Raw genomic sequence first — 22,672 nt, forward strand, 5'->3', positions numbered from 1 at the left:
AGCCCGGATTATACTGACGCCGGTTGCGAAAGCAAACGGCGGAATAGCAAAGCTGTCCTACAATCGGTCAAAGAGTGACAGCTGGGAGGTCTGGGCGAAGGATTGCTGGGCCGCCTGCAGCACAAAACTCTGGAACGAGAGGTTACTGATGGCCTCGGCGTAATCCACGTCCTGCAACTGGGAGCGCAGGTCTTTCGCGTACAGGGACGAGTTTTCCAGGAACTTGCCCGTGGACTCCAGCTGGTTCATCCGCCCGCCGATCTCGGTCTGGGTGCGCAGGATGGACTCCTGGGCGTTGTCCAGGTTCGCCAGCGAATCACCGATCAGCTGGTCATAGGTGGCCTGGGTGCTGAGGAAGTTGGCCTCAGCGACCGGGTCAGCAACCAACGGGCCCACGTTGATATTGTCAAAACGGGCACCGGACGTTTGCAGCTCCCCTGCGGCCATTCCAGTGGCATCAATACTGATCTCTTTACCCGATGAGATCAGCTTGAGTTCACCGCTCTCAACCCTCGCTTCTATCCCTGCAAGTGACTCATCGTCCGAGTCATTAATCAGCGCGGCGAGATCCGCCAGGTCTTCACTGCCATCAAACGTAAAAACAGCCTGATTGATTTCAAGTACATCACCAACTGCGGGCGCAAAGCTGGTGATCGCGCCTGCCTCCGGCTGCTTCGGTAGATTATCAAGGCCATAGATCAGCTTCTCGATAGTGCGGAATATCGATTGCTTTTCACTGGTGTTGATAAGGAACTCGTCGCCATCCCCGGCTCCGGAAACCTCGAACTGCATTCCCTGGTAGCGAATGCTCCCGCCACTGACATATTCACCGGACTCCAACACGGGGCCCGCTGGGTCGTTCTTGTCACGGATATCGTAACGAAACCCCGACGTCTGTGATGCGTCCTGTTCAATTGTCACCAGGTAATCCGTGGGCGAAGCACCGGCCACCTGTTCGGGATCCAGCACCACACCACTACTGATCCGCGCCCCGGACCCGACATTCGGCCCTACTTCGGTGAAGAACGTTGGCCCCCCGGCAGGCACGTTCACAAACAGGTCCTTGCCATGGTCGCTGATGGCTACGTTTACGCCATCATCAATTTCCAGCTTCCGCTGCCCCTCATCGCCCTGGTATACCCAGTCGCCATTGATGTTCTTTGCAAAGGCGGGGGTCTCCCCCTGGAAGCCGCTAAAGATGTAGGAGCCGGCACTGTCCTGGGTATTGGCCTGGGAAGCCAGTTCCTGCAGGCGCTGTTTCAGCTCCGCAGAAATGGACTGGCGGTCGTTCGCGGTCAGCGAGCCGTTACCCGCCTGAACCGTCAGCTCACGTACCCGCTGGATGATATCCACCATGCTGTCCAGAGAGCTTTCCTCGAGCTGCAGTCGGTTTTCCGCCAGCCCCACATTGCGCTGGTAGGTCTCGATGCGACCCACTTCCTGGTCCAGCTTGAGGATACGGGCGGCCGCTACCGGATCATCCGAGGGCCGGTTGACACGCTTGCCGGTGGATACCTGTTCCTGGGTCTGGTTCAGGTTGACATTCAGGTCCTGCAAGCGGTTGATGCCGCCAGTAAAGATCTGCTGCGATGAAATTCTGATCATGTTACATCACCTCAACCCTGGCCTATCGGAAGGTGCCAAGCAGTGTATCGAACAGTTCCTGGGCCACGCCCATCACCCGGGCGGAGGCGTTATAGGCAGCCTGGTACTGGATAAGCTTGCCGGCCTCCTCGTCCAGGTTGACGCCGGATACCGCTTCCCGCTGGTTTACGGACTGATCCAGCAGGGTCCGGCCGGAGTCGCTGTCCAGCTGGGCCTGTCGGGTTTTCACCCCGACCTGCTCCACCAGTCCTGCATAGCCTTCGGTGAAGCTCTGGCTGCCGTTGTTCATGGTGTTTTTGGTGGCCAGCGCTGCGATCAGTTCGGCGTTACGATTATCTGCAGTGCCGTTAGTGTTATAACCAATGGTGAAGCTGTCCCCGGTTTTCGGGTTACCGCTGATTTCGAACTGAAACCCGCGGTAGTCCGGGTCCGACGGATCTTCTGTGAACAGCTTGTTGCTGATGCCCGGCTGGTAGGTACCTGTTTCAAGCGGCGTGCCCGGATTCGCCGGGTCCCGGATCACATACTCGGTATCGCTGGTGAAATAGATTTCCAGTTCCGGCGATAACTGGCCCCGCTGGCTGAACTCGGACAGGGGGGCGTTGGTGAGCGGATTGCGGACATCAAACATCAGCCCCTGGTTGATCCTGGCATCGCCACTATTACCACTATCCGCTTGCGCACGCACCGGACTCGCGAAGGCCAGGTCTTCTTCCCGCTCAACCTTGAGGTCTATGTTGGCCGCTTCAAAACGGGTCGGCTGGATCTGGAAGCTGTCCCCCTTGCTGAAGTCGCCGGACTCCACGAATATGTTGAAACCAGGCATGGTAATTTCGGCCGGCAGTTCATCCGGCAGCCGACCCTGGTTCACCACCTTGCCGCTCTTCTGGTCAATCAACTCGTAGCTGCGGCCGTTCTCCTCGGTAAACAACAGGGTCCAGGAGCCTGCCGGCAACTCAGAGGGGTTGGTGATATCCACCCCCACCACGGAATTCTGTGGCGGCTGGTTGTCCCCACTGGCAATGGCCCGGGCCAGTTGCTTCTCACGGCTATTCACTTCGCTGAAGAATAAACCGCCCAGGTCACCTTCAAGGTCCATACCGATCTTGTGCTGATGATTGACGGATTCCTGCAGCGCAATGGCCACCCGGCCCAGTTCATCGAAGGCCGGCGCCAGGCCTTCGCTTTCGAACCGGCGCAGACCACCCAGCTTGCCGCCGGTTATCTGGTCATCAATTACCTGGGTACGGTTCCCGTTTGTCAGGGTGAACTCCAACCGCGTCGGATCATCCGCGTTACGACGGGTGCCCAACTGGGAGGCATCCGCTCCCACAACCAGCGCCTGCCCATTGGCCAGGGAAACGTTCAGCTGACCACCGCCAACCTGGTTCACCCGGACCTGGAGAATCTCGGATAGCTTGCGGATGGCCTCATCCCGCTGGTCTACCAGGTCATTAGGCAGGCGCCCCTGGGCCACACCGGGAGATTCGGAAATGGCCAGGTTCAGCTGAGCCACCGTATTCAGCAGCGTGTTCGCATCCGCCACATTCTGGGTCTGCTGGGTTTTGACCAGTTCCCGCTGCTGGATGAATTCCTCGTGCAGCGCCTGGAACCGGTTAACCACACTCTGGGCCTCACTTAGCACCAACTGACGCTGGGGCAGTGAACCCGGGTCTTCGGCGGCGTTCTGCATGGCCGCAAAGAAGTTGTTCAGGGTCTGGGACAGCCCGGTGTCCTGGCCACCGAGCAGGTCATCCAGGCGAGACAGTTCCTTGCGGAGGGTTTCCTGCTCGTTGTACAGGGCGGTATCGGAGCGCACCTGATCCACCAGGTACTGGTCCGCCAGCCTGCGAATATTGGAAATATCTACACCCGTGCCCACCGACCCGTTGCCGGTGTAGCGGGTGGGGCTGGACTCGAACTGCACTTCCTGCCGGCTGTAGCCCGGGGTATTGGCGTTGGTGATGTTGTTGCCGGTGGTGTTCAGGGCAGACTGATGACCCAGAACCCCACTCAGACCGATACCAATCAGACCTGCCATGGCGATTACTCCTCACCGACCATGGACAGGGTCGGGAACTGGTTCAGGGCCGCCTCGAAGGGCTCCCCTTCCATGATATTTCGGATCTTGCGGCCATAGGCCGGGTCAGTGGCATAACCGGCCTCCTGCAGACGCTCGGCAAAGACCTCCGGCTGATCGGCCACTTCCCAGACAGCCCGGTAACGAGGGTTGTCCTGCAGGAAGCTGACGTAATCCCGGAAGCTCTCCCGGTAATCCGGATAGCGACGGAAATCCCAGCGCTCCTTCATGGCCACGCCTTCGCGGAACTCAGTGGTGGCGATGTTCACCGATTCGCCCTGCCAGCGGCTGTCCGCCTTGATACCGAACAGGTTGTAGCTGTGAGCTCCGTCATTGCCACGGATCATGTGCTTGCCCCAGCCGGTCTCGAGGGCGGCCTGGGCCACCATCAACCGCGGGTCAATACCCGACTCTGCTGCCACATCCTCTGCCAGCGGCAGCAGCGTGCGGACAAAGTGTTCAGGGCTTTCAAAGCGGTCCGGCATGGGCTGGTCGCCCGTCGTGACCGGGTTCCGGACCTGCTCCTCGCTGACCTCGGCCGGGCTTTCATTCAGGGGCTGTTCGGCCAGCGCCCTGACCTCATCCACCCGTTCGGGCAGCTTTGGAGAAAGGGGCGGAAGGCTGCGGTCATAATCCGCCAGGGTGCGACGGGCCCCCTGCATGGCATTGCCCTGGTCATCGATGCCCGGAATCTGCCGACTGAGCTGCCGGACCAATGCATCCGCCAGCCCGAAGCCCTGGTCCTTGCCCATGGACAGACTCAACTGACTGTCGAACATGTCCTGGTAGAACCCCGACTCGTTGCTCTGCAGATAGTTGCCCTGTGACAGCACATCATTGGCCGAGCGCATACTCTTGAGCATCTGGTTGAGGAACAGGCCTTCAAACTGTCGGGCCACCTCTTCCAGCGCTGCCTTGCGATCCGTACGGGCCTGTGTCTTCAGGGCGTTCAGGCCGCTGAACTCGGTGTAGAACTGTGCCTGCTGGATTCCGGACTGCTGCATCAGATCACCTATATGACAATCAGCTCGGCACGCAACGCGCCTGCCTGCTTCAGGGCTTCAAGCACCGCCATCACGTCACCCGGCGCCGCGCCTACCTGGTTCACGGCCTGCACGATTTCGTTCAGGGTGGTGGCCGGGCCGAACTGGAACATCCGGGCCGGGTCTTCGGTAACGGCAATCTGGGTGTTGGGCGTGACCACTGTTTCACCACCGGCAAAGGGGTTCGGTTGGTCCACTTGCAGGTTTTCCTGGATAGTGACCGTCAGGTTGCCGTGGGTGACGGCTGCCGGACTTACTTCCACATTCTGGCCCACCACGATGGTACCGGTGCGACTGTTAATGACCACCTTGGCCGCTTCCTGCGCCGGATCCACGTCCAGGTTTTCCAGGATCGACAGGAAGCTCACCCGCTGGGAGGGGTCGCGGGGCGCCTTAACCGAAATCGACGTGGCATCGTGGGCGTAGGCCATGCCCTCACCCAGGAAGCCATTGATGGTCTCCACCACCCGGCGCGCCGTAGTGAAATCCGCCCTCAGCAGGTTAAGGGTAATGGTGTCGCCCTCGGTGAAGGGGCTGGTGACTTCCCGCTCGATGGTTGCCCCGTTGGGGATACGCCCGACACTGGGGACATTCACGGTAATCCGGGAACCGTCCTGGCCCTGGGCACCGAAACCACCCACCACGAGGCTGCCCTGCGCCATCGCGTAGACCTGGTCATCAGCACCCTTCAGCGGGGTCATCAACAGGGTGCCGCCGCGCAGGCTGTCAGCGTTGCCCAGGGAAGACACGGTTATATCCAGGGTCTGCCCGTTCTTGGCGAATGCCGGCAGGGTGGCGTGGACGCTGACCGCCGCCACGTTGTCGGTATCCGGGTTCACGCCCTCGGGAATAGTGATGCCGAACCGGTTCATCATGTTGCGGAAGGTCTGGCTGGTAAAAGGCGCTGAATCGCCAGTGCCGTCGAGGCCCACTACCAGGCCGTAACCCACGAGCTGGTTGTCACGCACGCCCTTCACCCGGGTCAGATCCTTTAGCCGATCCGCCAACACCGGGCCGGATACCAGGGCGAACATCAGGAAGGTTGCAAGTATTCTGACAGCACTCACAGGGGCCACCACTCACTGTTGAAGAATCGGGTCAGCCAGCCTGGCTGGTTGGCCTGGTCAAAGTCGCCGGTACCGCCGTAGGCCAGCCTTGCATCGGCAATGCGCTGGGAAGAGACAGTATTGTCCGGGGAAATGTCCTGGGGACGGACCAGCCCACTGACGCGGATATATTCGTCGCCGTTAGTCAGCGACAGCCATTTTTCACCCCGGATATGCAGTACGCCGTTAGGCAGCACTTCCGTGACCGTCACGGTAATACTGCCTGCCAGGCTGTTGCTCTGGTCCGCCTCTGCCTGGCCTTCGAAATCACGCTCGCTGTTCACACTGCCCCCCAGGCGTTCGAAGTTACGCCCGAAGAAGGACGGGGTGCCGAGGCCAATCTCGGTGTCCTTGGTAATGCTGCTCTCCGCATTCTTGGAGGCGCTGGTGGACTCCTGCAGGGTGACGGTCAGGATGTCGCCCACGTTCAGCGCCGTACTGTCACCGTACAGGCTGTAGTTGCGGGAGTTCTGATAGATGCTGCCGGTATGGGGCTCCCGGCGAACCATCGCCTCGGCGCGCACCGGGGCATAGGCCGGGTCATTGGGCACCGGGCGCTCCCGGGTCATGGACTGACAGCCCTGCAGCAGGGCCAGCACCATGACCAGCGCCGCCCCGAGGGCGCTCCGGGCGGTGCTGCTGGCAGACTTGTTGGGATGGACTGTCATGCTCATTAACCTGTCAACCATTAACCAATATTATTGGTGATGAACTGCAGCATCTGGTCAGAAGCTGACACCACCTTGGAGTTCATTTCATAGGCCCGCTGGGTGGTGATCATGTTGACCAGTTCTTCCACCACCTCCACGTTGGAGGCCTCGGTCATCCCCTGCTGGATAGAGCCCAGCCCACCGATGCCGGCCTCCCCTTCCTGTGGATCACCACTGGCGGCGGTTTCCCGGAACAGGTTGCCACCCATGGCCTGAAGGCCCTGGGGGTTAATGAAGTCCACCAGGGGAATTTCGCCCAGGTTCACCGGATCGGCCTGGTTCTCGACCACCGCAGACACGGTGCCGTCCTTGCCAATGGTCACACTGGTGGCGTTCTCGGGGATATTGATGTTGGGCTCCAGCAGATAACCGTCCGGGGTGACCACATCACCGTCGGAGTTGAGCTGGAACTGGCCATCCCGGGTGTAGGCAATCTCGCCATCCGGCATCTGGATCTGGAAAAAGCCACGGCCATCGACCGCCAGGTCCAGCGGCTGTTCGGTTACCTGCAGGTTGCCCTGGGTAAATTGCTTGGTGGTTCCCACTACCCGCACACCGGTACCCAGCTGAAGGCCTGACGGAAGCTCGGCATTCTGGGCATTGAGGCCACCTGGCTGCCGGTTCACCTGGTACAGCAAGTCCTGGAACACGGCGTTGTCGCGCTTGAAGCCGGTGGTGTTAACGTTCGCCAGGTTGTTGGAGATGGTGGTCATCTTCGTATCCTGGGCGCTCAGACCGGTTTTACTGACCCAAAGTGCTGGATGCATGTCGGTACTCCTTTCAGGCCGGCCACCGGGCGGCGAGGGTTTGCCGCTTTTCGGGCAACGGGGCCGTTGTACGTGTCGTTATCAGAGGTTTTGCAACAGTCGTGCCGTAACCTCGGAATTCTCGTCAGCGGTCTGCATGACCTTTACCTGCATTTCAAACTGCCGAGACAGCTCCAGGTTGGCGATCATTTCTTCAACGGCATTGACGTTGGAGCTTTCCAGGAAGCCCGACGCCACCCGCATGTTTGCATCAGGCTGCTCCGGTCCATCGATAGCCTGGTCAGGCTTGCGACGGATAAAGCCGTCCTCCCCTTTCATCAGGGCGTCTGATGGGGGATTGACGAGTTTCAGGCGGTCGATTTCCACCAACTGGTCCGGCGGACCACCCACAGGCTGGATGGAGACAGTGCCGTCAGCGCCGATCAGGAGTTGCTCATAGGGAGGCAATGCCACCGGGCCACCGTTGCCAAGAACCATTTCACCGGAGCCAAGCCGAATCATTCCGTTAACATCCACCTGCAGGCTGCCGGAACGGGTGAAGACTTCTTCGCCCTGGTTGTTCTGGACGGCCAGCCAGCCTTCACCATCCATTGCGACATCGAGATTGCGACCGGTCTGCTGCAGCGGTCCGGCGCTGAAGTCGGTGCCGGGGCGTTCGGTCATGGCGTAGGCGCGGGTAGGATGGTGTTCGCCGAAAACGGGCATGCTGCGGGCCTGGGCGAAGTCTTTCTTGAAGCCGGTAGTGTTGACGTTGGCAAGGTTATTGGCATGGGCCTGCTGCGCCATCATGTTCTGCTTGGCTCCGGACATGCCGATGTAGATGGATTTATCCATGGGAAAACTCCTGCCGGAAATCTGACGTTCATTCGTCGTTTTCCTGGTTCTTGCAGGAGTCGTGCCAAAAACTTAGTTGGCGTTTTTGGCGGGGAAAGGGAATTGTTGTACGGGACCAAAGCTCGGTGCCGAGCCGGAGCATGGTGGTCCTTTTTCTCCACCGCAATTCACGGTCCATCCCTGGACCGGCCTTGCTCCGCGCCATCCCTGGCGCTGTTGCGAAAAAGGACCACCACACTCCGTCTCTATGGTCTGCTGTGATAACACTACTAAAACAGCGGCAACAACCAGCCGTGAAACAATCGCCTGAAGATCCCGCTGGGATCATCAGGCCAGCACGGGGTTCATAAGGTCCCGGGGGTCAGGGGCTCTTTCGTAGCAGCGCCATGGATGGCGCGGAGCAAGGCCGGCCCAGGGACGGGCCGTGAATTGCGGCGAAGAAAGAGCCCCTGACCCCCGGGGCCCTCCACCATACGTATCAGACAAGCCCAGTTAGCGTATCGCCTCAATCATCCACTGAGTTAACGAAGGTTGATAATGGTCTGAGTCACCGCATCCGAAGTCTCAATGGTCTTGGCATTGGCCTGGTAGTTACGCTGGGCAATAATCAGGTTCACCAGTTCCTGCGACAGGTCCACGTTGGACTCCTCCACCGAACTTGCGGAAATCGAACCCAGAGTACCCGTACTCGGCGCGCCGAAAATCGGCTGGCCAGACTCGAAGGTTTCCACCCAGTTGGTATCTCCGACCGGCGACAGGCCGTCAGCATTGGCAAAGGTCGCCAGTGAAACCTGCCCCAGGTTCTGGGACTGACCATTGGAATAACGGGCAAAGATAACCCCTTCTCCGGATACATCCAGGCCTGACAGGCGGCCAGTGGTATAACCGTTCTGCCGCTGATCAACGACACCAAACGAAGAGCCGTACTGCGTAGTCTCGTTCATGTTAATGGCAAAGTTCGAGGACACGGGGGGATCGGCAATCGGCAGCTGGCCGCCGTTGGCGATGGGCAGCGGACCGTCCGAACCATTGGGCTGGCCTGACTGATCTTTCGGTGTCCAGTTGGAGATCAGCACCTGCCCGTCAGGATCACCATCCACCGATGCGATACTGCCGTCGCTGTTGAACTCCAGTTCATAGCGGGCCCGGGTCGGCTCCCCGGTTGTGAAAGGGGGGTCCCCGACGTCTTCACCATCAATCTGGATATACATTGCCCAGACACTTTCACCACCGGTAACCGGCTCCTTCACAAAGTACTGGGTCATGGTATGAGGATTACCCAGACTATCGTAGATGGTCGAAGACGTAGCATGGTTGTAGGTGCGCTGGTCTTCCGGATTGAACGTATTGGTTCGGGTCACAGAAGGATCTGCCGTAGCCAGGAGTCCGTCCGTGCCATTGGCGGAACTGACCGTTACGGTCCTGTCCAGGACCAGCTCGTTAACCTGCCCACGAACGCTTTCATCAAGGATCGCGGCACCGGAGCCATCCTGATCAAGGTTGCCATCATCATCCACCCGCGAGATATCCAGGTCATTACCACGACTGTCAATCAGCCTCAGCTGCCCACCCTGGTTGGTCGCATTGATGGTATTCAGTGGAGAAGCATTGATTGCGTCCTGTAGCCAGCTCAGCGCTTCCCCCGCGTCGGCCACGTCCGGTGCGCCGGGAATGCTGAAGTCAGTGCCCTGGATGCGGAAATTGGTATCCGGCTGAATCAGGGCCGGGTCAATATCATAAGTCGTGCGCGCTGACGCCGTTACCCCGGGAAGCTCATTGAGCTGTTCAGCGATCTCCCGTGCTTGCTGGTCACCGTTAAACGTAAGTTCGCTGGTGCGATTATCGTCGTAGGTAAAGGTCAGGGTATCTTCTTCAGCCGGGTTGGTAGCGTCCGAAGGGTCAAGCGCATTCACTTCATAGGACTGCCGGATCACTTCCAGCACAGACTCACGGGAATCCAGGTTCACCTCGGAATCAAACCGGGTGGTCCGCCTTGGCGCCAGGTTGTCTGTATCTATCTGCAGGTCCCCGCGAACACCACTGAGATTACCATCGCCGTCGGCCTGGTAACCCTGCACTTTCATGGACTGGCTGTTCACCACAAAGCCATCCTTGTCGATGCTGAACTGGCCCGCGCGGGAGTACTGTACCTGGCCGTTGTTGCTCAGCACGAAGAAGCCATCGCCATCAATCGCCATATCCAGGCCATTCTGGGTGCCGCTAATCGAACCCTGGGCGAAGCTCTGTTTGATGTCCTGAACCTTCACGCCGCTGCCCACCGACATCTTGCCGGAACTCAGGAAGCCGCTGGAGTAAAGGTCGCCGAACTGGGCCTTGCTGCCCTTGAAACCGACTGTGCTGGCGTTGGCAATGTTGTTGCCGGTAACGTCCAGGTCAACCTGTGAGGCACGAAGCCCGCTGAGTCCGATATTAAATGCCATGGTTCAACCTCACTCAGTTGACTTGTTGTACGTCCGACAGGGGAATCGACCCCATGCCGGCAAGGTTAAGCGTAATGCTGCCGCCCTGGCCCAGTGACACACTGTCCACGTTTGCGCTCATCAGGGTCAGCAGCTGTTCTGTGCCCTGGGGGTAACTGCCCTGGGCGGTGACGTAGTAGCGACCGGGCGGCAAGGGATTGCCGTTGCCGTCTTCACCATCCCAGGTGAAGGCCTGTTGGCCGGCAGAGGCCTGGCCCAGGTCAAGCTGGCGTACCATCTCGCCGGCGGAATTTTCGATATTGATTCTCAGGCCACCGGTGCTGGATGGCACGCTCACCACACCTTTCATCTCACCGTCCTGTCCCAGGGTGCCGAAGTTGGCTGGCGCCAGCACACTCTTGCCTACCATGGCTGACGCCTGCAGGGCCTGGGAGGAACGGAATTCGCCGACAACGTCACCAACCGTTGAACTCAGGTTCTGCATTTCCTCCAGCGAACTGAACTGGGCCAGGTCGGCAATGAATTCGCCGTTGCCCTTGGGCTCCAGCGGGTTCTGGTTCTTGAGCTGGGCAATCATCAGTTCCATGAACTCGTTCTTGCCCAACTCCTCACTACCGGCACCCTTGCTCTCCTGCCTGGTACGGTATTCCGCAAGCACGTCGGCCGTTGAGGTGGTGTTATTTACAATGCTCATTGGTCATTTCCCCGAACAAGAATCACTGGCCTGTTACTGCTGCCCAAGGGTGAGCACGCGCTGCATCATGGTCTTGGCGGCGTTCATCACATCCACGTTCATCTGGAAGCTGCGGGACGACGACATCATGTCAGCCATTTCCTCCACCACGTTCACGTTGGGGTAGAAAACGTACCCCTCCTCATTGGCAGCGGGGTGATGCGGCTCGTAACGCATTTGCAGCTCTTCCTGGCTTTCAACGATGCCTTCAACGGTAACGCCGGTGCCCTGCTCCTGGCCAAAACGGAAGTGGCCGCTTGACTGGTCCGGGTTGAGCAGCTGTTGCTGGATAGCGGCAAACACCGGCTTACGGGCGCGATAGGTTTGATCGACGCTGGAACTGGCCGTCTCGGCGTTGGCAATGTTCGATGCTGTCGTGTTCAACCGCAGTTGCTGAGCGGTCATGCCGGAGCCGGCGATATCAAAGATGTTTCCCAGGGACATGCGATTTCTCCTCTGTTTCCGGTGGCCGGCTTATTCGCCTTTGATGGCCTTGCTCAGGCCGGAAAACTTGCTGCTCAAAAACTCGAAACTGGCCTGGAAGTCCATGGCGTTGCGCATGAACCGGGTCTGTTCCTGCTGGGCGTCTACGGTGTTACCGTCAAGGGAGGGTTGGTGCGGCGTGCGATAGAGCAGCTCGGGACTGCCCCCGGAACCGGAAACGTCCATGTGGGAGGGATGGGTACGGGCCATTCCCTCTCCCTGTGACGCCTCGGTTGCCTGCTTCAGCATGGACTGAAAGTCCACATCACGGGCCTTGTAGCCCGGGGTGTCGGCGTTGGCCAGGTTATTCGCCAGCACCTGGGCCCGCTGACTGCGAGCGGCCAGTGCGTGCTCATGGATACCCAGGGCCTTGTCGAAGGTGATTGCCATAATGCCTCCAGTAACTGCACTACCCTGCCGCTTGTTGCCGGTCAGGGGTCTTTGCAGAGTAAGAAGCAATGACAGTGCCAGAGTTATGGGAAATCTATTTTATTATTTTATTTCATTGACTTAACGGTATACAGCCAATACGGAGAGGCAATGCAGGAGATCGATGGTAGCAGGAGCGGCAACCCCTTTCCCTTGCCGCAGACAGGCGGGCCCCTGCAAGCTATTGGGGCCAGCGGGACGTAAATTCACTGATTTCCGGCCGGGGCACCGGCGGCTTTTCCGAGTCAACAGTACCCACATAAATGAAGCCCACGATGGACTCCCTGTCCCCCAGGCCCAGCCCTTTACACACCTGGTCGTTATCCGACACTTCACCCGAGCGCCACATGGCGCCGTAACCTTCGGCCTGCAGTGCCAGCACCAGGTAGGCGGCGCTGGCTGCGCAGGCATACTCCTGCTCATACTCAGGCACCTTTGGGTGTGATACCGGGGAGGCAATGGCCACCAGAACCATGGGCGCGCGCAGCGGCGCCTTGCGCAGTTTTTGCCGTTGGGCGTCGCTGGCACCTGCCGGGGCGCTGGCCTCGAAAAGTTCGCCCAGGCGCTCCAGGCCCTCCCCTTCAATAACCAGGTAGCGCCAGGGTCGCAGCAGGGCGTGGTCCGGCGCCCTGGCAGCACAGGCCAGCGCCAGGTCCAGCACGTCCTGCGGCGGCGCCGGTGCTTTCAGGCGGGGTTCAGAACTACGATTGAGCAGAGCCTCGGTTATGCTGTGCATAGTCAGCTGTTATCTCCCGCTGTGTGAAACCGCACCGGATTGTCCGCCCTCGCCGTTACTGGTAATCTCATCGGCTGGATTCAGGACACTTCCGCTGGAACCGTAACCGTCACCAGCGAAAATAACAAGACTGCCGCGCCACCCCGGCCGGCACCGGAATCCACGATCACGATCCGTCTTCCACAGGGACGAAGCATGTCAGGGTTTGTAAGCACGCCGGATACCAGCCGCAAGTCCCGCGCGGATTCTACGCCGGAAGACGCGCCTCAGGCGATCCCGCCACTACCGGATTTCAACGGCCGGGTGCTCGGTGCCGCGGCCTTCTGCGGCATCATCGTTGCCGGCGTTGTGGATGGCATTTTTCCCGAGTCCCTGCTTTGGTTACTGGCCGCCGGTGTCTTCTGGCCCCACACAATCCTGTTCCTCAGCCGCAAGCTGGGTGCCGACCGCCAGCCCCGCATCCGTCAGTACCTGTTACTGGTAGAGTGCATCTCCGGTGGCCTGGTCATCGGCCTCACCGGCCTGACACCCGTGCCCTCCCTGGCCATGGCGCTGATGCTTATGTTCAGCTGCCTGATTGTTGGCGGCCTATACCTCTGGTTCTACGGTACCCTGTTGCTGGTTGCGGCCGCCGGCCTGGTGGTGGGCCTGCTGGGCGTCACCGAGGACTTCACCACGCCCCTGCTGACCAGCCTGGTCTCACTTGCGGGTACCGGGCTCTACATCTGCGTAACCGCCTTCTACACCCACCAGCAGGCCCGCATCCTGCTGGCCGCCAAGACCCAGATCCAGAAGCAGCGGGAGCAGTCCATTGCCCTGTCGGACAAGCTCTCGAAGTACCTGTCACCCCAGGTCTGGCAGTCCATCTTTACCGGTGAACGGGACGTGCGGCTGGAAACCCGCCGCAAGAAGCTGAGCGTTTTCTTCTCTGACATAAAGGGCTTTACCGACCTGTCCGAGGAAATGGAACCGGAAGCCCTCACCGAATTGCTCAACAACTACTTCAACGAAATGTCAGAAGTCGCCCTGCGATATGGCGGCACCATCGACAAATTTGTGGGTGACTCCATCATGATCTTCTTTGGTGACCCGTCATCCCGGGGCCAGAAGGAAGATGCCCTGGCCTGCGTATCCATGGCCGTCGACATGCGCAATCATATGAAAATCATGCGTCAGCGCTGGCGCAGCCAGGGTATCCGCACCCCGCTGGAAATTCGTATGGGCATCAGTTCCGGGTTTGTTACCGTGGGCAACTTCGGCGCCGAAAACCGTATGGACTACACCATCATCGGCAAGGAAGTAAACCTGGCCAGCCGGCTGGAGCAACTGGCGGAGCCTGGGCAGATCCTGGTTTCCTACGAAACCTTCTCGCTGATCAAGGAGCGGATCATGTGCCGGGACAAGGGGGAAATTACCGTGAAGGGCTTCGGTCGCCCGGTGGCCATCTATGAGGTCATCGACTTCCGCCGCGACCTTGGCCCCAACCGCAGCTTCCTGGAGCATGAACACGCAGGCTTTGCCATGTACCTGGATTCCGGCAAGATTGCGGACAACGACCGCAAGGCCATACTGCAAGCCCTTGAGGAGGCCGCTGAACGGCTGCGGGTTGAAGAGGAGTCCGAGCAGACCTGAACTGCCCGACTTGCCAGAACACCCCCTCAGTTTACTGCCGCACCAGCCTCATTCGCGGTGCCTCACCCGGATCGGTACTGCGCCAGGGGTTGATGTCCAGCCCGCCACGGCGGGTATACCTGGCGCTCACCACAAGGTGCTCTGGCTGACACCGCTGCATCAGGTCGGTAAAGACGGTTTCCACACAGTGCTCATGGAAATCCTGCTTCTGGCGAAAACCCACCACATATTGCAGCAACGCTGAGCGGTCAATAGCGGGGCCGGTGTACTCCACCAGCAGAGACCCCCAGTCGGGCTGACCGGTCACCGGGCAGTTGCTCTTCAGCAAATGGGAGCAAAGACTCTCGGTTACCGTTTCGCCGCTCGCCTTCAATACCTCGGGGCAATAGTCATAGCCCACGCTACTGACAGGCTCGTCATCAATCAGGATCGCCCCCGGGGGACGCCCTTCTGCTGTCATGCCCCGGTCAACGCTATAGAGGCTCACCGCCACCTGGGCACCACAGGCACTGGAGAGGTCTCGCTCGATGGTCTCCCTCACCTGGTCATGGCTGGAGAAAACCTCCTGGTTCAGGGAGTTCAGGTAGAGCTTCAGGGACTTGGATTCGATCAGCGACGGCGACGCGGCCGGCACGCGGAACTCACCCCACGCCACCACCGGTACACCACCAGGGCGCAGCCAGGACAGCTCCCATGCCTGCCACAGGTCATCGCCGAACCAGGGCCACCGGCCGTCCTCCAACCCGATACGGCGACGGTTATCATCCCGCGGCACCGGGAACAGCAGCTCCGGTGCATAGCGATCAGGGTACTCACTGGACTTGCCCAGGGGGGCATGGTCAAGGGCCATGACAACTCCTCAGTGACGTATGCCCTTGCCCCGTTGCAGCATGCGCAGGGACACCACGGACAGAATGACGATAAACACCAGGATCATGCCCAGTGCCACATAGGGATTCACATCCGATACACCCAGAATGCCGTAGCGGAAGGCATTCACCATGTACAGGATCGGATTGATCATCGACACGCCCTGCCAGAACTCCGGCAGCAGCTCGATGGAATAGAATACGCCACCAAGGTAGGTCAGCGGCGTGAGCACGAAGGTTGGTACGATGGAAATGTCATCGAACTTGGTCGCCAGCATGGCGTTGATAAAGCCCCCCAGCGCAAACAGTGCCGAGGTAAGAAACACGGTCAGCACCATCATCGGCAGGTTATGGATCTGCAACCGGGTAAACGCCAGCGACAACAGGGTAACAATCAGGCCGATACCCAGTCCCCGGGCCATGCCACCGACCACATAGCCGGCGAGGATCGTCCAGTTCGGTGTCGGTGACACCAGCAGTTCCTCAATGCTGCGCTGGAACTTCATGCTAAAGAAAGATGACACGACATTGGCGTAGGTGCTTGTAATAACAGACATCATGATCAGGCCAGGCACGATGAATGACATATAGTCAAAGCCACCCATCGACCCAATCCGTGAGCCGATCAGATTGCCGAAAATGATGAAGTACAACGTCATGGTCACTGCCGGCGGCAACAGGGTCTGCGGCCAGATCCGGGTAAACCGGCGGATTTCCCGGACAACAATGGTCAGGAATGCGGTCAGGATTGCACTGGCTGTCACGGGGTCACCTCCCCCTGACGGGCGTTGTCTTCCACCATACGCAGGAACAGCTCCTCAAGCCGGTTGGACTTGGTCCTCATACTCAGTACCCGGATGCCCTGTTGATCAAGCTGGGCAAACACGCCGTTGAGCCCCTGACTCTTTTCCACGTCAACCTCGACAGCCCCCTCGCCATCAAGGCGGGTCTCGAAGCCCTCAAGCACCGGGGCAGTGGCCAGGGACTGGTCGGTGTCGAGGATAAAGGTTTCCACGTGCAACTGGGTCAGCAACTCTTTCTTGCTGGTGTGTCGCAGAATCTCGCCATGATCAATAATGGCGATGTTGCGGCACAGGGCTTCCGCCTCTTCCAGGTAATGGGTGGTCAGGATAATCGTGGTGCCGTTGCGGTTCATTTCTTCCAGGAAGGCCCACATCGACCGGCGCAACTCGATATCCACGCCGGCAGTCGGTTCGTCCAGGATCAACAACCTTGGCTCATGGACCAGCGCCCGTGCGATCATCAGCCGGCGCTTCATACCCCCGGAGAGCATCCGGGCAGGCGTGTCCTTCTTGTCCCACAGGCCAAGCTTTCTGAGATAACGCTCTGCAGACGCCCGCGCCTTGCGCAGTGGAATTCCGTAATACCCGGCCTGGGTAGTAACGATGTCAAACACCTTCTCGAACTGGTTGAAGTTGAACTCCTGGGGCACGACACCCAGGTTCAGCTTGGCGCCAGCCAGGTCAGTGTCGATGTCGTGACCGAACACCCGCACCTTGCCGGCCGACTTGTTCACCAGCGAACACACAATCCCCAGGGTGGTGGACTTGCCAGCCCCGTTCGGGCCCAGCAGGGCAAAGAAATCCCCTTCACGCACACGCAGGTCGATGCCTTTCAGGGCTTCAAACCCGCTGCCGTAACGTTTCTTCAAACCTTCGATTTCAAGGGCCCAGGTAGCTGGCGCTTCCTGGTTGGCTTGGACTGTCATCAAAAATACCGGCGGGGAGGTGAGTTTAAGAAAGCGCTATATCTTGAGCCAAACCGGGGAAAATTCAAGGGTAGCCCGCTAACAACTGCCGCCAGTGGGTAACGGGGTTCCAGGAACAGGCCCGGCCGGAACGGCCGGGCGGGAGGTCAGGCGCCTACCAGTCGACGCAGGTTCCAGCGGCTCTCGACGCCGGTAATATCGTACCTGGCCGGGTCGAGGCCGTCGGTACCGTTGGGCAGGCAACCTTCCACCCTCAGGCTCTGCTCCACGGGGCGTCCCTCGTTGCAGGTGGCAAGGTTAACCATCTTTGCCGCTTTCAGGGGTTGCTGGCCAACATCGGTCATGACCATGACCTTGGGCATCAGCCTGCGTTTGGGTGAATGCGACACCACAACCCCTCGCTGGCCATTGGTCAGCTGGACCAGGGTCCCGATGGGATAGATGCCGATGGACTGGATAAACTGTTCCACCAGGTCTTCCTGGAACTCCACATTGCGCAATTCAAACAGCTGGCTTACCGCCTGGGCAGGAGACAGTGGCTGATAGCCTTCACGGGGTGCAATCAGGGTCTCGTAATAATCCACCAGACCAGCGATCTTGGCCAGTAGCGGGATGCGGTCACCCCGAACCCCCGCCGGAAAGCCCGAGCCATTGTGGCGTTCCCGGTGACCTCGCACCACCGCGACCACTGCGCGGGATAGACCCGCTTCTTCCAGTCGCCGTGCGCCAAGTTCGACGTAGGTCCGGTACTGCTGGTACTGGTCAGCATCCAGCTGATGCTCGTTGAACAGTAACGCCCGGGGCAACTCAGCCTTGCCGATATGGGCCAGCAGGCATCCGGTGGCCAGGGTGGTCAGCAACGGCTCATCCAGGCCCAGGTGGCGACCCAGCACCAGCGCCCATACCGCGGCCTTGAGGGAGTGGCGATAGCTATGGTCGTCCTGCTCGCGTACCCGGGCCAGCCAAAGCAGGGCATCCGGGTTACGCAGCACACTGGCGGTCATCTGGCGGGCAACCTTCGAGACCGGGCGCAGATCAGGCACCATATCATTATCAAGGCTGCCCGCTACCTTCCGGATTGCGTCCTCCGCTGACCGGAGCAGGTTACGGCTGGCGCGCAACTCGCGCTGTAGCGAACGTGTGGGCTGGTGGCGAACCGGGTTTTTCAGCTGAATAGGCGGCAGTTCGAGGATATCCTGCTGTCGCACCTTGCGACTGGTGCGGCGGGCAAAGCTGGGCGCGCCGGCCTGGTCATATTCCAGGCTGTCCCGACCCTCGGCCACATCCACCATGACCCAGCGACAGTGGGAAATCAGCGCACGGATATCGTCCTGCGAGCGAATGTAGAAACCCTGGATCGGAAAGGGCGTCAGGTGCCATGGGCGGTCAAGGTCCGAGACAAACATCCCGACCTCAAGGTCCTGCGCGTTAACCTTTTTCTGGGTTACACCCACCTTCCACCTCTGACCTGCCTGTTTCTCGACAACATCCATTGTCGCCACCTCTCTGTCGCTAGTCCATTACAACCGGATGGAAAACCGTTACCAGACAACTACGTTTGGTTACTTTTATTGTCCTTCTGCAATATAGCGTAATACCGTGACAAGCATCACAACCCGGCTACGGAAGAGAGAGGTGTCCGATTAAAGGTGGCGTTCGGCGGATCAGTGGTCAGCGAACTGCAACCCGAACCCGTCTACCGTCAGCCGCACCACCACCATGCGCAGTTCCGGGGCCGGCACGGGCAATCCCTGAACCTGCACCGTCACCACATCCCCCAATTCGGGCCTGAAGTCGTCTTCCTCTACTACCACGAATACACCGCCATCAGAGATATCGCGGGTGGCGAAGTGACGCGTGCCAAGGGTGTCATGGACAACACTCACCCTGGCATTGAGTGCGGTACGGATATGTTCACGTCGATCCGGCTGTGTCATGGCTCTCTGGCGCCTGCCTGAAGTTTGTTGAATATGCATCACACTTAACCAGAAAAATTGACTTAAAACATAGCACTGATTCGTAACAATAATTTTCAGTGTTAAAAGAATGTGAACCTGTTGACAGCGCCGCAACAACAAATGAGAATGGTTTTTGTTTTTCACCAGATTAGCAACGGGATTCAACATATGAAGATGAAACTTGCCGCGGCCGTTGCCGCCTGCGCCGTTACCCTCGCTCCCCTGCCTGCTGCCGCCAGCGGCGAAGTCAACATCTACTCCTACCGCCAGGAATTTCTGCTCAAGCCCCTGCTGGACGCGTTCACAAAGGACACCGGCATCGAGACCAACGTGGTTTTCGCCAAGAACGGCCTGGCGGAACGCCTTGAGCGTGAGGGTCGTAACAGCCCTGCAGACGTAGTGATGACCGTCGATATCTCGCGCATCTCCGAACTGGTAGATCGTGACCTGACCGCCGCCGTGGATAACGAAACCCTGGAAGCGAACATCCCGGAGAACCTGCGCCACCCCGAGGGCAAGTGGTTCGCCCTGACCACCCGTGGCCGCATGATTTTCACCTCCCTTGACCGGGTTGAGGAAGGCGAGATCACCACTTACGAGGAACTGGCAGACCCGAAATGGGAAGGTCGCATCTGTACCCGCAGTGGCAAGCATCCGTATAACATCGCGCTGATCTCCTCGATGATCGCCCATCACGGCGCTGAACAAGCCGAAGAGTGGCTGGAAGGCGTCAAGAACAACCTGGCCCGTAAACCCCAGGGTGGCGACCGTGACCAGATCCGTGCCGTTGCAGAAGGCGTCTGTGACGTCGCCATCGGTAACAGCTACTACTACGGCGTCATGCTGCAGGATGAAGAGCAGCGTCCCATTGCGGAGCAGGTACGCATCGTATTCCCCAATGCCGAAGGCCGGGGCACCCACATCAATATCAGCGGTATTGCCCTGACCCAAAGTGCGCCTAACCGCGACAACGCCATCAAACTGATGGAATACCTGTCCAGCGACGAGGCCCAGCAGATCTACGCCGAAGCCAACAACGAGTTCCCGGCCAACCCCGACGTATCGCCCACTGGCATCGTCGCGGAATGGGGTGAGCTTAATGCTGACACCCTGTCACTGCAGACCATCGCCGAAAACGCCAACGAGGCGGTACGGATGGTTGACCGGGTTGACTACGACAATCTCTGATCCCGGTCAATAAAACCCTGTGCCAGCGGGTTCCATGACCCGCTGGCATTGTTTGTTCGGGGTGCTGTTGGTTACACTTCTGCCCTTTTCCACCGAACAGGATCAGCATGAACCAGGCCGACGTCTTCGAGGAACCGGTAACCCCATCACCGCTGACACCTGGCCGTACCTCCAAGCGCTGGCTGACTTCTGCCGCCCTCATTACCGCCATCGTTGCCCTCCCGGTCTTTTCCGTGGCGTGGCTGGCACTGTTCCCTGACGAGAATATCTGGCCCCACCTGCTGGAGACCACGCTGCCGCGGTACGTGTGGACTACCCTGCTGCTGATGGTGGGCGTCTCGGCCATCACCCTCAGTATCGGCCTGGCGACCGCATGGGCCGTCACCATGTGCAATTTTCCTGGCCGCAGGATGTTCGAATGGGCGCTGCTGCTGCCCTTTGCGGTGCCGGCCTACGTCATTGCCTATGTGTACACCGACATTCTCCAGTACGCCGGGCCTGTCCAGGGCGCTCTGAGAGACTGGTTCGGCTGGACCGATGCCCGGGACTACTGGTTTCCGGACATTCGCAGCCTGTGGGGCGCCACCCTGATGCTGGGGCTGGTACTCTACCCCTATGTCTACCTGCTCGCCCGGGCGGCGTTCCTTGAGCAGTCGCCCTCACTGTTTTCGGTCAGCCGCAGTCTGGGCCACTCGGCCCTGAGCACGTTTTTCCGGGTGGTTTTGCCCATTGCACGCCCTGCGGTGGCCGTTGGCCTTTCCCTGGTGCTGATGGAAACCCTGAATGACTTCGGTACCGTAGACTTCTTCGCGGTGCAGACCCTCACCGCCGGCCTGTTCGACACCTGGATGAACCTTGGCAACCTCGGCGGCGCCGCCCAGATCGCCATGATCATGCTGACGTTCGTGGTCATCCTGGTGACCCTGGAGCGCTACTCACGCCGCAGGCAGCAGCAATACGCCGGCCGCGACAATCGCGCGCCCATCCAGCGCTTTTCCATGAGCCGGCCCCGTCAGTGGATCTGTGTTGCGGTTTGCGCTGCCCCCATCATCCTCGGCTTTATTGTTCCGGCAGTGGTTCTGGGTCGCTACGCGGTGATCTACTTTGACCAGAGCTGGACCGGTGACTTCCTGGAAAACACCTTCAACAGCCTGTTCCTGTCCGGGGCCGCTGCCTTCACCACGCTGACGATTGGTCTGATCCTCGCGTACAGCCGCCGGCTGCATGACACCAAGCCCATGCAGGTGATGATGCGGCTGTCGAGTCTCGGTTATGCGATGCCCGGGGCGGTCCTGGCGGTGGGGGTCATTGTTCCCATGGCGGCATTTGATAACCAGCTGGACTCCTGGATGCGGGACTGGTTCGGCATCAGTACCGGGCTGCTGTTCAGCGGCACGGCCTTTGCCCTGGTGTTCGCCTATACGGTTCGCTTCCTGGCCGTATCCGCCGGCAGCCTGGAGAGCGGCCTGCAGAAGATTACCCCCAGCATGGACATGGCCGCCCGGTCCCTCGGTCGCAGCACCACGGCGACACTGCTACAGGTACACCTGCCCATGCTGCGTGGCACCATGCTGACGGCAGCCCTCGTGGTGTTCGTGGATTGCATGAAAGAACTTCCGGCCACACTGATCCTGCGGCCTTTTAACTTCGACACCCTGGCCACCCACGTGTACCAGTACGCCTCGGACGAATTGCTGGGCATCAGCGCCCTGCCCGCCCTGATCATCGTACTGGCCGGCATCGTGCCCATCATCCTGATGAGCCGTTCAATCGGATCTGCCCGGGCCTACAGCCAGCAATAAACCTGTTACGCGCTGGCAGCCCGGACCACAAACCGGCCCTCGAAGGTGGCAACCGGTTCGGATTCAGGTGCCGTGGTGGGCTCTCCGCAATACACCCGTGAGGTCAGCGCCAGCCGGCCCCGCCCCTTGCGCTGCAGCATAGACAGGAAGCGCTGCTGCTCCTGTTCGCCCGGCAGCTGGCACAGGGCGTAGAAGTCACCATCCACCGGTTGGTTGTAGTCCATCTGGCCGCTCTGGATAACCACGTGGCCATCCACCCCGGCGTCTTCCACGACCAGCTCGATCAGGCCCCAGGCAGCCAGCACGGCGATGGAATAGACCGAGCCACCGAAGCCGGTGCCCTGGTGGTTGCTGTTCGGTGCCAGGGGCGCGCGTACCAGCAGGCTCTGACCATCGTAGGCCACCAGCTCCGCTGCCATGGCGTCAGTAAGCGGAATCACCCGATGGATGCGTTGCTGGAAATCGGACAGGCGGCTCATCAACTTCTCCGGTGCAGGCTGAAAAGGGACTCAAACGACGAAACCGGC

Annotated in this window: 21 protein-coding genes; 3 read left to right on the top strand and 18 right to left on the bottom strand. The window is 59.7% G+C overall.

What is annotated here, in order from left to right; translation table 11 throughout:
• Nucleotides 1–57: 57 nt before the first annotated feature.
• The 12 genes from flgL to BM036_RS00595 all read right to left on the bottom strand — a co-directional run bounded on the left by flgL (nucleotide 58) and on the right by BM036_RS00595 (nucleotide 12,967).
• Nucleotides 58–1,605, bottom strand: a complete 1,548-nt coding sequence (flgL, locus tag BM036_RS00540) for a flagellar hook-associated protein FlgL (protein WP_091848284.1) — start codon at nucleotides 1,603–1,605, stop codon at nucleotides 58–60.
• Between the two features lie 22 nt (nucleotides 1,606–1,627).
• Nucleotides 1,628–3,646: a flagellar hook-associated protein FlgK gene (gene flgK / locus BM036_RS00545; protein WP_091848285.1), complete on the bottom strand. Its 2,019-nt coding sequence runs from the start codon at nucleotides 3,644–3,646 to the stop codon at nucleotides 1,628–1,630.
• Nucleotides 3,647–3,651: 5 nt separating this feature from the next.
• A complete protein-coding gene (flgJ, locus tag BM036_RS00550) occupies nucleotides 3,652–4,689 on the bottom strand; it encodes a flagellar assembly peptidoglycan hydrolase FlgJ (RefSeq protein WP_091848286.1) in 1,038 nt (345 codons plus the stop codon).
• Between the two features lie 8 nt (nucleotides 4,690–4,697).
• Complete coding sequence (locus BM036_RS00555) at nucleotides 4,698–5,762, bottom strand: flagellar basal body P-ring protein FlgI (RefSeq protein ID WP_091848662.1); 1,065 nt, start codon at nucleotides 5,760–5,762, stop codon at nucleotides 4,698–4,700.
• 29 nt (nucleotides 5,763–5,791) lie between these two features.
• Nucleotides 5,792–6,436 (bottom strand): flagellar basal body L-ring protein FlgH, encoded by a 645-nt coding sequence (flgH, locus tag BM036_RS00560; RefSeq protein ID WP_413774423.1) that lies wholly within the window; start codon nucleotides 6,434–6,436, stop codon nucleotides 5,792–5,794.
• 86 nt (nucleotides 6,437–6,522) lie between these two features.
• Complete coding sequence (flgG, locus tag BM036_RS00565; RefSeq protein WP_091848288.1) at nucleotides 6,523–7,311, bottom strand: flagellar basal-body rod protein FlgG; 789 nt, start codon at nucleotides 7,309–7,311, stop codon at nucleotides 6,523–6,525.
• An 81-nt stretch (nucleotides 7,312–7,392) separates the two neighbouring features.
• On the bottom strand, nucleotides 7,393–8,145 hold the full coding sequence (locus BM036_RS00570; RefSeq protein WP_091848289.1) for a flagellar basal body rod protein FlgF: 753 nt from the start codon (nucleotides 8,143–8,145) through the stop codon (nucleotides 7,393–7,395).
• A gap of 521 nt (nucleotides 8,146–8,666) precedes the next feature.
• The gene (locus BM036_RS00575; protein ID WP_091848290.1) at nucleotides 8,667–10,586 is read right to left on the bottom strand and encodes a flagellar hook protein FlgE; all 1,920 of its coding nucleotides are present in this window, start codon (nucleotides 10,584–10,586) and stop codon (nucleotides 8,667–8,669) included.
• 13 nt (nucleotides 10,587–10,599) lie between these two features.
• Nucleotides 10,600–11,280 (bottom strand): flagellar hook assembly protein FlgD, encoded by a 681-nt coding sequence (locus tag BM036_RS00580; protein WP_091848291.1) that lies wholly within the window; start codon nucleotides 11,278–11,280, stop codon nucleotides 10,600–10,602.
• A 33-nt stretch (nucleotides 11,281–11,313) separates the two neighbouring features.
• Entirely contained in the window at nucleotides 11,314–11,763 is a 450-nt protein-coding gene (gene flgC / locus BM036_RS00585; RefSeq protein ID WP_091848292.1) for a flagellar basal body rod protein FlgC, read from the bottom strand.
• Between the two features lie 30 nt (nucleotides 11,764–11,793).
• Entirely contained in the window at nucleotides 11,794–12,192 is a 399-nt protein-coding gene (flgB, locus tag BM036_RS00590; protein ID WP_091848293.1) for a flagellar basal body rod protein FlgB, read from the bottom strand.
• Nucleotides 12,193–12,412: 220 nt separating this feature from the next.
• Entirely contained in the window at nucleotides 12,413–12,967 is a 555-nt protein-coding gene (locus BM036_RS00595; protein ID WP_091848294.1) for a nitroreductase family protein, read from the bottom strand.
• Between the two features lie 195 nt (nucleotides 12,968–13,162).
• Between BM036_RS00595 and BM036_RS00600 the strand changes: the two genes are divergently transcribed.
• Nucleotides 13,163–14,599, top strand: a complete 1,437-nt coding sequence (locus tag BM036_RS00600) for an adenylate/guanylate cyclase domain-containing protein (protein ID WP_091848295.1) — start codon at nucleotides 13,163–13,165, stop codon at nucleotides 14,597–14,599.
• Nucleotides 14,600–14,630: 31 nt separating this feature from the next.
• On the opposite strand, the gene queF is transcribed toward BM036_RS00600, so the two are convergent.
• The 5 genes from queF to BM036_RS00625 all read right to left on the bottom strand — a co-directional run bounded on the left by queF (nucleotide 14,631) and on the right by BM036_RS00625 (nucleotide 19,134).
• Nucleotides 14,631–15,449, bottom strand: coding sequence for an NADPH-dependent 7-cyano-7-deazaguanine reductase QueF (gene queF, locus BM036_RS00605; RefSeq protein WP_091848296.1), 819 nt, complete (start codon nucleotides 15,447–15,449; stop codon nucleotides 14,631–14,633).
• A 9-nt stretch (nucleotides 15,450–15,458) separates the two neighbouring features.
• A complete protein-coding gene (locus tag BM036_RS00610) occupies nucleotides 15,459–16,232 on the bottom strand; it encodes an ABC transporter permease (RefSeq protein ID WP_091848297.1) in 774 nt (257 codons plus the stop codon).
• Nucleotides 16,229–17,197 (bottom strand): ABC transporter ATP-binding protein, encoded by a 969-nt coding sequence (locus BM036_RS00615; protein ID WP_091848298.1) that lies wholly within the window; start codon nucleotides 17,195–17,197, stop codon nucleotides 16,229–16,231. The genes BM036_RS00610 and BM036_RS00615 overlap by 4 nt, the downstream gene beginning before the upstream one ends.
• 146 nt (nucleotides 17,198–17,343) lie before the next feature.
• Nucleotides 17,344–18,690, bottom strand: coding sequence for an HD-GYP domain-containing protein (locus tag BM036_RS00620; protein WP_245742385.1), 1,347 nt, complete (start codon nucleotides 18,688–18,690; stop codon nucleotides 17,344–17,346).
• Nucleotides 18,691–18,861: 171 nt separating this feature from the next.
• Nucleotides 18,862–19,134 (bottom strand): PilZ domain-containing protein, encoded by a 273-nt coding sequence (locus tag BM036_RS00625; RefSeq protein WP_091848299.1) that lies wholly within the window; start codon nucleotides 19,132–19,134, stop codon nucleotides 18,862–18,864.
• Nucleotides 19,135–19,323: 189 nt separating this feature from the next.
• Here BM036_RS00625 and BM036_RS00630 point away from each other — a divergent pair, with 189 nt between their 5' ends.
• Both BM036_RS00630 and BM036_RS00635 read left to right on the top strand, forming a co-directional pair.
• On the top strand, nucleotides 19,324–20,343 hold the full coding sequence (locus tag BM036_RS00630) for a Fe(3+) ABC transporter substrate-binding protein (protein WP_091848300.1): 1,020 nt from the start codon (nucleotides 19,324–19,326) through the stop codon (nucleotides 20,341–20,343).
• Between the two features lie 107 nt (nucleotides 20,344–20,450).
• Nucleotides 20,451–22,145: an ABC transporter permease gene (locus BM036_RS00635; RefSeq protein WP_091848301.1), complete on the top strand. Its 1,695-nt coding sequence runs from the start codon at nucleotides 20,451–20,453 to the stop codon at nucleotides 22,143–22,145.
• Nucleotides 22,146–22,150: 5 nt separating this feature from the next.
• Here BM036_RS00635 and BM036_RS00640 read toward each other — a convergent pair whose 3' ends face one another.
• On the bottom strand, nucleotides 22,151–22,624 hold the full coding sequence (locus tag BM036_RS00640) for a thioesterase domain-containing protein (RefSeq protein WP_091848302.1): 474 nt from the start codon (nucleotides 22,622–22,624) through the stop codon (nucleotides 22,151–22,153).
• Nucleotides 22,625–22,672: the final 48 nt, after the last annotated feature.

It is taken from the genome of Marinobacter segnicrescens, from assembly GCF_900111555.1.
GTDB classification, from domain to species: Bacteria; Pseudomonadota; Gammaproteobacteria; order Pseudomonadales; family Oleiphilaceae; genus Marinobacter; species Marinobacter segnicrescens.